This window comes from Aminobacter sp. GW821-FHT11F06 (genome assembly GCF_058808215.1).
Map to the genome: position 1 here is coordinate 142,017 of NZ_JBXARL010000009.1, position 11,655 is coordinate 153,671.

An 11,655-nucleotide genomic window follows, 5' to 3' on the forward strand; every position below is an offset into this window, starting at 1 on the left:
GAGAGAGAAATGAAGAAAATCCTGGCAGCCAGCATGTTCGCTTTGTCGCTGGCCACATCGGGCCTGGCCTATGCCGAACCGGTCAAGATCGGTGTCATCACCACGCTTTCGGGCGGTGGTGCTGGCCTCGGCGTCGACATGCGCGACGCCTTTACGCTGGCGATGAAGCAGTCCGGCAACAAGGATGTCGAGCTGGTCATCGAAGACGATGCCCAAAAGCCCGAGATCGCCGTGCAGCTCGCTGAAAAGATGATCCAGAGCGACAAGGTCGACCTGCTCACCGGCATCATCTGGTCGAACCTAGCGATGGCGGTCGTGCCGAACGCTGTGGCACAGGACGTCATCTATCTCTCGCCCAATGCCGGCCCCTCGGCGCTGGCCGGTGCCAAATGCAACAAGAACTATTTCAACGTCGCCTACCAGAACGACAACTTCCATGAGGCGATGGGGCAATACGCCAACAAGGACTACAAAAAGACCTTCATCCTCGCCCCGAACTATCCCGCAGGCAAGGATTCGCTGACCGGCTTCAAGCGCTACTACAAGGGCGAGCTGGCCGGCGAGACATACACCCAGGTCGGCCAGACCGACTACGCCGCCGAGATCGCCCAGATCCGCGATTCCGGCGCTGACTCGGTGTTCTTCTTCCTGCCCGGCGGCATGGGCATCTCCTTCATGAAGCAGTACGCCCAGTCGGGCGTGAACATCCCGGTCATGGGCCCAGGCTTCTCCTTCGACCAGGACATCTTGCCTGCCGTCGGCGACGCGGCCCTCGGCGTCAAGAACTCGGCGAGCTGGTCCAAGGACCTCGACAACGAGGCCAACAAGCAGTTCGTCGAGGCCTTCAAGGCCGAATACAACCGCCTGCCCTCGATCTACGCCGCCCAGAGCTGGGATACGGCGAACCTGATCCTGTCGGCGCTGTCCAAGGCAAGCGTCAAGGACAAGGATGCGTTCCGCGCGGCACTCAAGGCCGCCGACTTCAAGTCGGTGCGCGGCGAGTTCACCTTCAACACCAACAACCACCCGGTGCAGGACATCTATGTGCGTGAGGTGGTGAAGGAAGGCGACGTCTTGACCAACAAGATCATCGCCACCGCCTTCGAGCACCACAAGGACGCCTACGCCGACCAGTGCAAGATGTGAGCTTCCTTCTCCCCGCATGCGGGGAGAAGGTGCCGGCAGGCGGATGAGGGGCGGCGCATACGCCTGCAAGTCCGGCGCTGCCCCTCACCCTTACCCTCTCCCCGTGAACGGGGAGAGGGAGGCGTCTTCGTCGCATCCTAAGCCCCAGCCAGCGAAAGTATCCGCTTGTCCATCGCTCTTCTGATCGAACAACTTCTCAACGGGCTGCAGCTCGGGGTGATGCTGTTCCTCATGGCCGCCGGCCTGACGCTGATCTTCGGCGTCATGGGCCTGATCAACCTGGCCCATGGCTCGCTCTACATGGTCGGCGCCTTTGCCTGTGCCGCGGTCGCCGCGGCCACCGGTTCGTTCTGGATCGGCCTGGTGGCGAGCCTGATCGCTGCGGCAGCCGCCGGTGCGATCATGGAAATCGTTGTCATCCGCAGGCTGTACGAGCGCGACCATCTCGACCAGGTGCTGGCAACCTTTGCGCTGATCCTGATCTTTTCGGAAGGCACGCGCTGGCTGTTCGGCTCGTTTCCGCTCTATCTCGACATCCCGCCACTGCTGCAAGGGGCCGTTCCGCTTCCCGGCGGTGGCCAGTACCAGCTCTACCGCCTCGCCATCATCGGTGTCGGCATCGCCGTTGCAATCGGGCTCTACCTGCTGATTTCGCGGACCCGTCTCGGCATGCGCATCCGCGCCGGCGAATCCGACCGTGAAATGATAGCAGCCCTCGGCGTCGATATCCGTACGCTTTACACAGTCGTCTTCGCGCTCGGTGCCGCCCTTGCTGGCCTTGCCGGTGCTCTGGTCGGCGCGCTGCAATCTGTGCAGGTCGGCATGGGCGAGCCAGCGCTCATCCTCGCCTTCGTGGTCATCGTCATCGGTGGCATCGGCTCGATCAAGGGCGCGCTGTTCGGCGCCATCCTCGTCGGCCTCGTCGACACGATGGGCCGTTTCCTGTTGCCCAAGGCGCTGGCGCTGATGATGCCGGCGGCCCAGGCCGGGCTGATCGGCGCCGCGCTCGCCTCCATGCTGATCTACATCGTCATGGCCCTGATCCTCGCTTTCAGGCCGAGCGGCCTGTTTGCGGCGCAGTCGTGAGAGCCGCCATGAGCCGCGAAACCATCGTCAACATCTTGCTGGCACTGTTGCTGCTGGCGATCCCGCTCGGCGCGTCCGCCATGGGCGAGCAGTTCTACGTCACGCTCGCCACGCGCATCGCGATCCTCGCGCTCGCCGCCGTCGGGCTCAACATCGCGCTCGGGCTCGGCGGACTGGTGTCCTTCGGCCACGCTGCCTTCTTCGGCCTCGGCGGCTACGCCGCCGGTATCCTGGCGACCCACGCCTTCAACGCCGAACCGCTGTTCTTCGGCCTGCAAGGCTCGACCTCCATGCCGGTCATCTGGCTCGTGGCGATCATGGTCTGCGGCCTCGTCGCCTTGCCGATCGGCGCGATCAGCCTGCGCACGACGGGTGTCTATTTCATCATGATCACGCTCGCCTTCGCGCAGATGATCTACTATTTCGCCATTTCCTGGCCAGCCTATGGCGGCGAGGACGGGCTGTCGCTCTACGTCCGCAACGCCTTTCCCGGCGTCAACACGGCGCAGCCCCTGCCCTATTTCCTGATCTGCTATGTGGTGCTGATGGCAGCGCTCGGCCTGTTTTGGCTGCTGCGCGGCTCACGCTTCGGCGCCGCATTGCAGGCGGCGCGGCAGAACGCGACCAGGCTTTCCGCAGTCGGCATCGCCCCCTTCAACATCAGGCTCGTTGCCTTCGCCATCTCGGCCATGGTCACGGGCCTCGCCGGTGCGCTGTTTGCCGACCTCAACCGCTTCGTCAGCCCCTCGATGCTGTCCTGGCACATGTCGGGTGAGCTCATCGTTTTGATCATCCTCGGCGGCAAGGGCCGGCTGTTCGGTCCGGTCGCGGGCGCCATGCTCTACGTCTTGTTCGAGTTCGCGCTCGGCGGCATCACCGAGCGCTGGCAGTTCTTCCTTGGCCTGATCCTGCTCGGCGTCGTTTTATTCGCCCGCGGCGGGTTGCTTGGACTTCTGGCCGGAAAGGCGCGTCATGGCTGAGCCGGTCCTCGAAATCCGCGATCTCAAAAAGACCTTCGGTGCGCTGAAGGCCACCGACGGCGTCAGCCTCGATCTCAGGCCAGGCGAAATCCACGCGCTGATCGGCCCCAATGGTGCCGGCAAAAGCACGCTGATCCACCAGATATCGGGATCGCTCCGGCCCGATAGCGGCAGCATTCGCTTTCTCGGCCTAGACATGGCCGGGCTCGACATGGCGGCGCGCGCGCGGCTGGGGCTTGGCCGCAGCTTCCAGATTTCGTCGCTGGCGCAGGAGTTTTCGGCCCTGCGCAACGTCATGCTGGCGGTACAGGCACGTCAGGGAACGAGCTTCCGCTTTTTTCGCCCTGTTATGAGCGACACGAGCCTGACCGACCCGGCCATGGCGATGCTGGAGCGCGTCGGGCTTGCCGCACGCGCTTACGTGCCCGCCGCCGAGCTGTCGCATGGCGAACGCCGCCAGCTTGAAATCGCCATTGCGCTGGCGCTTGGGTCGAAGGCCTTCTTGTTCGACGAGCCGATGGCCGGCATGGGGCCTGAAGGATCGAAAGCGTTGACAAAATTCCTCGACGGCCTGCGCCATGAAGCGCCAATCCTTCTGGTCGAGCACGACATGGATGCCGTCTTCGCGCTCGCTGACCGCATCTCGGTTCTGGTCTATGGCTGCGTCATCGCCACCGGCACGGTCGACCAGATCCGCAACGATCCCGAAGTGCGCCGGGCCTATCTCGGAGAAGCCGCGTGAGCCTGCTCGAACTCAAAGGTGTCGAAACCTTTTATGGCGCATCGCAGGCGCTGTTCGGCGTCTCGCTCGATGTCAAAGCGGGCGAGGTCGTAGCACTCATGGGCCGCAACGGCATGGGCAAGACGACGACGATCAATTCCATTCTTGGCCTGGCAAAACCGCGCGCGGGCTCGATCAGCTTTGGCGGCCGCCAGGTCGCCGGCATGCGCCCGCACCGCATCGCGCGCCTGGGCCTCGGCCTGGTGCCGGAGGGCAGGCGCTGCTTTCCCAATCTGACCGTTTTGGAAAACCTGCTCGCCGCAGCCCGCGGCAGCGAGTGGACGCTGGAAAAAGTTGTCGCGCTGTTTCCGCGTCTCGGCGAACGCCGCGACCAATATGCCAACACGCTATCGGGCGGCGAGCAGCAGATGCTGGCGATCGGCCGCGCGCTGATGACCAATCCGAGCCTGCTCATTCTCGACGAGGCGACCGAGGGCCTTGCGCCTGTGATCCGCCAGGATATCTGGGCGGCGATCCGCAAGCTCAAGGCGAGCGGACAGTCGATCCTTGTCGTAGACAAGACGCTGTCGGAACTGCTGCCGGTGGCCGACCGCTGCTTTGTGCTCGAGAAGGGTGTGACGGTTTTTTCCGGTACGCCCGAGGCGCTGACGCCAGAAGTTCAGGACCGCTATCTCGGGGTGTGAACCAAACCGGTTCTGGATCGTTGGCGCTCCAGCACGTTTTGGACCGCCGCGCGTCTCATTGATGTCACGGCATAGATTCCCGACACTCTCCGCTCGTTTCACTCGCTCACGAGGTCGGGAATGACGAATTGCAGGGAACGCCTCGGCAAATCTCCAATGTCTGCGTCTGGCATAAGCAAATCGACGATGTGCATGTGCGCGACGTTGGCTGGCCATCAGCGAAAGGCAAGCGTTGGAAATTAGCGGCAGCGACAAATGAAGCCCGTCATTCCCGACCTCGTGAGCGAGTGAAACGAGCGGAGAGTGTCGGGAACCCATGCCGCGACATCAGTGACATGCGCGGCGGTTCAGAATTAAGTTCACATCACAAAGGGAAGCCGCTCCGCTGCGGCGGCCAGTGGTTTGCCGGTCGCCCCCCGGCCCGATCCGTTACGCGGACCGCCCCTCCCCCCAAGGGGGAGGGTGAGCCGCAGATCAGGTCACCGCCGACTTGACGGCGAAACGCTCGTCCTTCCAGGCGCCGGTGCGCATGATGTCTTCGAGGATTTCGACCGCCTGCCAGACATCCTTGTAGCCGACATAGAGCGGGGTGAAGCCGAAACGGACCGTTGCGGGTGCACGGAAATCGCCGATCACGCCGCGCTCGATCAGTGCGCGCATGACCTGATAGGCGTGCGGGTGGGTGAACGAAACCTGGCTGCCACGCTTGGTGCCATCGCGCGGGCTTTCGAGCTCGAGGCCATAAGCGCCGCATTTCGCTTCGACCAGCTGGATGAACAGGTCGGTCAAGGCGATGCTTTTTGTCCTGAGCGCCGTCATGTCGACATCGTCCCAGACATCGAGCGCACCTTTCAGCGCGCGCATCGTCAGGATCGGCTGGGTGCCGCACAGAAAACGGCGGATGCCGGCGTCGGCGGCATAACCCTGCTCGAAGGCGAAGGGCCTGGCATGGCCCCACCAGCCGCTCAGCGGCTGGCGCACATCGGCGAGATGGCGGGTAGCGGCGTAGATGAAGGCCGGCGAACCGGGGCCGCCATTGATGTATTTGTAGGTGCAGCCGACGGCGAAATCGACATTGGCGCCGTCGAGGTCGACCGGCAGGGCGCCTGCCGTGTGGCAGAGGTCCCAGACGATCAGCGCGCCGGCGGCATGCGCCTTTTTGGTCAGCGCAGCCATGTCGCGCAGTTCGCCCGACTTGTAGTTGACGTGGTTGACAAGAACCACAGCGACATTCTCGTCGATCAGCTCTTCGATGCTGGGCGCATCGACACCTTCAAGACGCAGCACAGCACCTGCCCGCGTCGAGGCGACGCCTTCGGCCATGTACAGGTCCGTCGGGAAGCTGGTGCCTTCGGCGACGATGACCGAACGGTCAGGGCGCAGCGCGAGTGCCGCATGCAGCACCTTGTAGATGTTGGTCGAGGTGGTGTCGCAGACAACAGTCTGGCCGGGTGCGGCGCCGATCAGGCGGCCGATCCGGTCGCCCAGCTCGGTCGGCATGTCGAACCAGCCGGCAGTGTTCCAGGCGCGGATCAGATCCTGTGCCCACTCCTTGGACGCGGCCGCCTGGAGCTCGCTGAAGGCGGCGTGCGAAGCAGCCCCCAGCGAATTGCCGTCGAGATAGATCACCCCTTCAGGCAGGATGAAGCGGTCGCGCATCGAACGCAGCGGGTCGGCAGCGTCCATCGCCTCGACAGCAGCGAGATCAGGAATTGCAGTCATGATGCGGGCTATCCTTGATTATTCGCGAATGGTTTCGCGTGCTTGCGCCGGTCCCCGGCTGCGCTTGAGGCTTGGAAGCGCAAGCATGGCGAGCACGAACAGGCCGGTGGCGAGCTTCAGGTCGGGGGGCGGCATGCCGGCGGCCAGGCAGAACGACACGAGCTGGTAGTAGACCACCGCACCGACGAACGGGGCGGCGAGCTGGCGCAGCACTGTCTGCTTGCCGACGATGGCTTCGCCGATCATCAGCGCGGCCAAGCCGTTGATCAGGATGCCGAGGCCCATATTCACGTCGGCAAACCCTTGGCTCTGCACCATCAGCGCACCGCTGGTTGCCGAAAAAGCGCTTGCGAGGCCGACGCCGCCGATGGTGGCGACCCAGACATTGATGCCCTGTGCTTCGGCCATGTCGGGGTTGGCGCCGACCGCGCGGATCGCCGTGCCCTTCTCGGTCTTGAAGAACATGTTGAGCAAGATGAAGACGATGGCCCCGATCAAGCCAGCCACGATGATCTTGCTGACCGGGAAGCCCGGCTGGACGAACGGCGCCCAGTCGAACACAGTGGGCGCGCCGAAGACCGAAAGGTTCGACTTGCCCATGATGCGCAGGTTGATGCTGTAGAGCATTGTCATCATCAAGATGCCGGCGAGCAGGGTGTGGATGCGGAAACGCAAATGGATGAAGGCGGTGCAGCAGCCGGCGAGGAAGCCGGCGATCAGCGCCACGGCGATTGCCGTCAGCGGGGAAGCGCCGCTAGCCAGCAGCACGCCGCAGACGCAACCGCCGAGCGGAAACGCACCTTCGCTGGTGAGGTCGGGGAAGTTGAGCGTACGGAACGGGATCATGATGCCGAGCACGACGAATGCCAGGATCAGGCTCTGTGCCAGGGTGACGGGAATGAGCGCGACGAAGCTCGTGAAAACGGTCTGGATAAGGTCCATGATGATCAGCTCGCCAACAGCATGCGGTCGGTTTTCACGGAGAAATGGCCAATCAGGTCGATAACGGTGACCTTGGCCTTTTCCTCGCCGGAGATTTCGAGCCGGAGCTTGCCGGCGTCGAGCATGATGACGCTGTGACCGAAATCGACGGCATGCTGCATGTTGTGGGTCACCATCAACGTGGTGAGCTTGAGCGCTTCGACGGCGCGAACGGTCGCCTTCATGACGATGTCGGCGGTGCGCGGATCAAGGGCTGCGGTATGCTCGTCGAGCAACAGCAGATCCGGTGAGCCGCCAACCGCCATGATCAGCGACAGCGACTGGCGCTGGCCGCCCGAAAGCAGTTCGACGCGGGTGTCCAAGCGATTTTCAAGGCCGAGCCCAAGGAGTTCAAGGCGTTCCTTGTAGGTGGCCAGGCGGGTCGGATTGAGACCCTGGCGCAAGGTGCGCTTCTTGGAGCGCAGATCGGCGAGCAGCATGTTTTCGGCGACCGTCATCGAGGCGGCTGTGCCCTTCATCGGGTCCTGGAAAACGCGCGCCAGACGGATGGCGCGCTTGTGGACGGGCATGTCGGAGACATCGTCGCCATTGATGAGGATCTGGCCGGAATCGAGCACCAGCGCACCCGAAATGGCATTGAGCATGCTGCTCTTGCCGGCACCGTTGGAGCCGATGACGACGCCGAATTCACCGGTGGCGAGCTTGAGGCTGAGGCCGTCCAGCGCGACTTTCTCGTCGGCCTGACCCTTGTAGAAAACTTTACGTGCAGATCGGATTTCGAGCATCCGTCCCTCCCGAAAAAGGTAACGGCGTCAAAGACGCCGCCACCTGTTTTTGACGAAGCCGAAGATTACTCGACGATGCACTTGCAATCGGCCAGCGAAGCCGGGATTTCGATGCCGAATGCCGCCATCGCCTTCTTCGAGATCATCGCGGCATGGTCCTCATAGGCCGGGCGCGAAGGCGCGATGGTCTTGGGGTCCTTGCCCTTCAGGATCTCGGCGGCGATCTTGCCGGCATTGACGCCGACCTGCTCGTAGTTGACCGCAAAGCTTGCCGGCACGACGCCGTCGCGCACAGCATTGTCGTCGGCATTGACGACCGGAATGCCGGCCTGGCGCGCTGCAGCCGAAACGGCCGGGATCGCAGGCTGGATGAGGTTCGAGGTCGGGCCGTAGATCACGTCGACCTTGCCTGCCAGCGACGCGATACGCTGCTGGATGTCGTTGACGTTGTCGATGCCGACTTCAACGACTTCGAAGCCTGCGGCAGGTGCCGCTTCCTTGATCTTTTCGACCAGGGCGACGTCATTGGCTTCGCCCGGATTGTAAGGCACGCCAAAGCGCTTGGCATTCGGCAGCAGCTTCTTGGTGAATGCCATCACCGCGGCGACGTCCTGCAGGTCGGTCGCGCCCGTCATGCCTTCATCGCCAGCTTCCCACGAGGGAACGAGCTTGGCGGCGACCGGATCGGTCACGGCCGCGAAGACGACCGGAATGCCCGAGCCAGCGAGCGCCTTCTTGGCGATCTGCGAAACCGGAGTGGTGATGGTGTACATCAGCTTGGGCTGTTCGGCCTGCAGCTTGGCGATCATCTGGGGAACCAGCGACGCGTCGAAATTGGTGTGGCTCATGGAGTAGACCACATCCTTGCCTTCAACGTAGCCGTTGTCGGCCAGCGCCTTCTTGAAGCCGGCGACGGCAGCGTTGAGCTGCGGGTGCTCACCGAAATTGGCAATGCCGATCTTGATCGGATCGGCGACGGCCGCACCAAGGCTGGCGGCGAGCGCGCCGGCCAATACGAGACCCGACAGCAGGCCGGACTTCAAATTTCTCATCTATTCCTCCCAGATTTGACAAGCACCGCTCACGGAACGGCGGCATGGGGCAATCATGAGCAGTCCGAAGAGGTCTGTCAAACATTATATATAATTCTTGCCACAGCCTCCCATGATATATAATTTTCGCGGGAGACATGGATGGATAGCGATGCAGGATGACGAGCACTCCACCAAGACGGAAGCGGCCTACCGGCTGCTGCGGCGCGATATCCTGACCACCCGGCTGATGCCGGGCGCGCCGCTGAAGCTGAGCGCGCTGCGCACCGCCTATGGTGTTGGCTGGACGCCGTTGCGCGAAGCACTGTCGCGGCTGGAGGCCGAGCGCCTGGTGACGGCGATTTCCAATCGCGGTTTTGCCGTCGCCCCGGTCTCGCGGGCCGAACTCGAAGACCTCGCACGCGCCAGAATGGTGGTCGAGCTGCCGCTGCTGCTGGAATCGATCGAAAAAGGCGACAGCGACTGGGAAGCGGCCGTCGTCACCGCCCACTACAGGCTGTCGCGCTGCAAGACCGCTGTCGAGGACCCCTCCGACGACGCCGTCGACGACTGGGACGAAAAGCACGAGGCGTTCCATTCGGCACTTTTGAGTGCCGCGACCTCCAACTGGCTGTTGCGCTTCCGCTCGACAATCTCCGACCAGCTGCGCCGCCATCATCGTTTTCTCGGCCTCGCACCGACATTGCGCGCGGCCGAAGGCCAGAAGAAGGGTTACGAGGAAGCCATGGCCGCACTTGACGAAGCGCAGTCGATCGGCCCCCACACAGCGCTGATGGAAGCCGCGCTCGACCGCGACCTCGAAAAGGCCAAGGCGGTGATGATCGATCACATCGGCTACACGCTGCATGTCTATGTCCACACCGAGGATTACAGCGGCAACAAGCATGCCGCGCGTGCCGGTAGCCTGAGAACAAGATCGGCAGCCGAATGAGCGCGCCTTATCGCCCGACACTCGAAGAAATCGCTGCCGCACGCGCACGGATTGCGCCATACGTCCCGCGCACGCCGCTTGTGCGGCTCGATCTCGGCCTGCCCGACCGGCAAATCTTCCTCAAGCTCGAAACGCTGTCGCCGATTGGTGCTTTCAAGCTCAGGCCGGCGCTGAACGCGGTTCTGTCGCGCGACGCCGATACCCTGCGCAATGGCGTTGCAACCACGAGCTCCGGCAACATGGCCTATGGCATGGCCTGGGCGGCGAACAAGCTCGGCATCCCGATGGCTGCCTACATGTATTCAGGTGCGCCGCAAACCAAGATCGACGGCGTGCGCCGCCTCGGCGGCGAAGTGCGCTTCATTTCGATGGAAAGCTGGTGGCAATACATCATCGGCGCTGACCGTCCCGATTTCCCTGAACTGCTGATCAATCCGGTAACCGACCAGCCCGTGCTTTCCGGCAACGGCTCGATCGGCATGGAAATCGTCGAGGATTTGCCCGAAGTCGATGTCGTGCTCACCCCTTATGGCGGTGGCAGCATGACCACTGGCGTCGCCAGTGCCGTCAAGGCGTTGCGACCCAGGGCAAAAGTCCTTGCTGTCGAAGACGAGAATGCCGCACCTGTGACGGCAGCCCTTGGAGCCGGCCGCATTGTCGAGATCGAAACGCGGCCGTCCTTCATCAAGAGCATCGGCGGGCCGTCGCTGGTGCCACAGCTTTGGCCGGTGGCGCGCGAACTGATCGACGGTGCCGTTGCTGTCAGCCTGGGACAGGTGACGGAGGCCATGCGTCTGCTGTTTTCCAAGGCCAAGATCGTCGCCGAGGGCGCCGGCGCTGCCTCGCTTGCCGCTGCACTTTCGAGCGAGCATGCGAAAGGCAACGTCGTTTGCGTCATCTCGGGCGGCAACATCGATGCCGAAGCCTATGCCACGGTGCTGGCCGGCGGCATTCCCAAGCCGTGAATATTTCAAGCTTGTAAGACCCGGCGAAACGGCACTACAAAGCCTGTCGGATCGGCCTGTTTCCCGGTCCGCAAGCTGAGGAAAGACCGGGCAGAGATGGACGACCGCAAAGAAACGGCTGCCGCCACCGGATGGGTCGACGGCGAGACCAAGGTGCAGGAAGCCCCCGCCGACCACGGCACCGAACTCCGGCTGTGGCTGCGGCTGCTGACGTGCTCGACGCTGGTTGAGACCGAGATACGCCGGCGCCTGCGCGAAGAATTCGATTCCACCCTGCCCCGCTTCGACCTGATGGCCCAGCTCGAACGCGCCCAGGACGGCATGGTGCTTGGCGAAGTGTCCAAGCGCATGATGGTGTCGCCCGGCAACATCACCGTGCTCGTCGAGAGGCTTGCCGAAAGCGGCCATATCAGCCGCACCACATCGCCGACCGACCGCCGCGTGCAGATCATCGCGCTCACGCCTTTCGGCCGCGCCGAGTTCGAAAAGATGGCGGCGGCGCACGCCGACTGGATCGCCGATCTGTTCGGCAATCTGGCGCCGAAAGACGGCGTGGTTCTGCTCGACGAACTCGCCAAGCTCAAGCGCTCGATCGTGGCATCTCTCGCCAAGGGTGGCTGA

The 11,655-nt window shown here is 63.3% G+C and carries 12 protein-coding genes; 8 read left to right on the plus strand and 4 right to left on the minus strand.

Annotated features, from left to right (window positions below):
* Positions 1–9: 9 nt before the first annotated feature.
* The 5 genes from AC1RTB_RS21170 (at position 10) to AC1RTB_RS21190 (ending at position 4,637) form a co-directional block, all read left to right on the plus strand.
* Positions 10–1,146, plus strand: a complete 1,137-nt coding sequence (locus AC1RTB_RS21170) for an ABC transporter substrate-binding protein (protein WP_492879447.1) — start codon at positions 10–12, stop codon at positions 1,144–1,146.
* A gap of 165 nt (positions 1,147–1,311) precedes the next feature.
* A complete protein-coding gene (locus AC1RTB_RS21175; RefSeq protein WP_492879449.1) occupies positions 1,312–2,232 on the plus strand; it encodes a branched-chain amino acid ABC transporter permease in 921 nt (306 codons plus the stop codon).
* An 8-nt stretch (positions 2,233–2,240) separates the two neighbouring features.
* Positions 2,241–3,212: a branched-chain amino acid ABC transporter permease gene (locus tag AC1RTB_RS21180; protein ID WP_492879451.1), complete on the plus strand. Its 972-nt coding sequence runs from the start codon at positions 2,241–2,243 to the stop codon at positions 3,210–3,212.
* Positions 3,205–3,954 (plus strand): ABC transporter ATP-binding protein, encoded by a 750-nt coding sequence (locus AC1RTB_RS21185; RefSeq protein ID WP_492879453.1) that lies wholly within the window; start codon positions 3,205–3,207, stop codon positions 3,952–3,954. Before AC1RTB_RS21180 ends, AC1RTB_RS21185 begins: the two co-directional genes overlap by 8 nt.
* Positions 3,951–4,637, plus strand: coding sequence for an ABC transporter ATP-binding protein (locus tag AC1RTB_RS21190; protein ID WP_492879454.1), 687 nt, complete (start codon positions 3,951–3,953; stop codon positions 4,635–4,637). The genes AC1RTB_RS21185 and AC1RTB_RS21190 overlap by 4 nt, the downstream gene beginning before the upstream one ends.
* 474 nt (positions 4,638–5,111) lie before the next feature.
* Here AC1RTB_RS21190 and kynU read toward each other — a convergent pair whose 3' ends face one another.
* The 4 genes from kynU to AC1RTB_RS21210 form a co-directional block, all read right to left on the minus strand.
* Positions 5,112–6,359 carry a kynureninase gene (kynU, locus tag AC1RTB_RS21195; protein ID WP_492879456.1) on the minus strand — a complete coding sequence of 416 codons (1,248 nt, stop codon included), beginning with the start codon at positions 6,357–6,359 and terminating at the stop codon, positions 5,112–5,114.
* A gap of 18 nt (positions 6,360–6,377) precedes the next feature.
* Positions 6,378–7,301, minus strand: a complete 924-nt coding sequence (locus tag AC1RTB_RS21200; RefSeq protein WP_492879458.1) for an ABC transporter permease — start codon at positions 7,299–7,301, stop codon at positions 6,378–6,380.
* Between the two features lie 5 nt (positions 7,302–7,306).
* Positions 7,307–8,086, minus strand: a complete 780-nt coding sequence (locus AC1RTB_RS21205) for an ABC transporter ATP-binding protein (RefSeq protein WP_492879459.1) — start codon at positions 8,084–8,086, stop codon at positions 7,307–7,309.
* A gap of 65 nt (positions 8,087–8,151) precedes the next feature.
* Entirely contained in the window at positions 8,152–9,138 is a 987-nt protein-coding gene (locus AC1RTB_RS21210) for an ABC transporter substrate-binding protein (protein WP_492879461.1), read from the minus strand.
* 151 nt (positions 9,139–9,289) lie between these two features.
* Here AC1RTB_RS21210 and AC1RTB_RS21215 point away from each other — a divergent pair, with 151 nt between their 5' ends.
* The 3 genes from AC1RTB_RS21215 to AC1RTB_RS21225 all read left to right on the plus strand — a co-directional run bounded on the left by AC1RTB_RS21215 (position 9,290) and on the right by AC1RTB_RS21225 (position 11,655).
* Complete coding sequence (locus AC1RTB_RS21215) at positions 9,290–10,069, plus strand: GntR family transcriptional regulator (RefSeq protein ID WP_492879463.1); 780 nt, start codon at positions 9,290–9,292, stop codon at positions 10,067–10,069.
* Positions 10,066–11,034 (plus strand): threonine ammonia-lyase, encoded by a 969-nt coding sequence (locus tag AC1RTB_RS21220; protein WP_492879465.1) that lies wholly within the window; start codon positions 10,066–10,068, stop codon positions 11,032–11,034. The genes AC1RTB_RS21215 and AC1RTB_RS21220 overlap by 4 nt, the downstream gene beginning before the upstream one ends.
* 96 nt (positions 11,035–11,130) lie before the next feature.
* Positions 11,131–11,655: a MarR family winged helix-turn-helix transcriptional regulator gene (locus AC1RTB_RS21225; RefSeq protein WP_492879467.1), complete on the plus strand. Its 525-nt coding sequence runs from the start codon at positions 11,131–11,133 to the stop codon at positions 11,653–11,655.